This window comes from Microvirga sp. P4_G7, assembly GCF_056401005.1.
Window position 1 is genome coordinate 1 of the sequence record NZ_JBFUKD010001167.1, and the last position, 579, is coordinate 579.

A 579-nucleotide genomic window follows, 5' to 3' on the forward strand; every position below is an offset into this window, starting at 1 on the left:
GACCTTGAGAATGCTCTCCATCGCGAGGACGTTCGCCTTCGCCAGATGCTTCAAGGCCGTGACGAAGGAGCGATCGGTGCTGAGCTGCTCGTTCCACCATCCGTAAGCGGCTGAGAATAGCGCGCAGACGAAAATCTCGTTGATGGGCGTGTAGAGTTGGACCCACGGATATCGCCGCGCGAAGTCGCCGGCATACATCGCGAAAAGCGCTGGAAAATCGGGATTCTGAAAGTTACCGAGCCAGTCGGGTACGCCGAAATGGCACAGATCGACAATCGGGATGATGTCCATGCGCTCCAGCGAGTTGAAGGTCCGATCGGCGAAATCCCAATTGTATCGCCCTGGCCCGACAAAGGTCGTGTGAAGCGGCGGCCCGTAGCGCAAGACCTGAATGTCGAGATCCCGCAAAAGCTCGAAGTCGGTTTGCCAATGCTTGTAATGGCCGCACTTTTCCATCTCGTCGATGCGCGTGCGGCCGTTATTGATGGTCGGGATGCTGTTCTCGATCCCGGTTGCGAAGAGGAACGATGTGTACATGGATGCTTCCGCTCGAGCCGTGATGGCCCATCGAACGGAAGC

The 579-nt window shown here is 57.3% G+C and carries 1 protein-coding gene; it reads right to left on the minus strand.

Annotated features, from left to right (window positions below; translation table 11 throughout):
* On the minus strand, positions 1-537 hold a 537-nt coding region (locus tag AC1DT3_RS23670; protein ID WP_477467586.1), incomplete at its 3' end, for a family 1 glycosylhydrolase.
* Between the last annotated feature and the right edge of the window lie 42 nt (positions 538-579).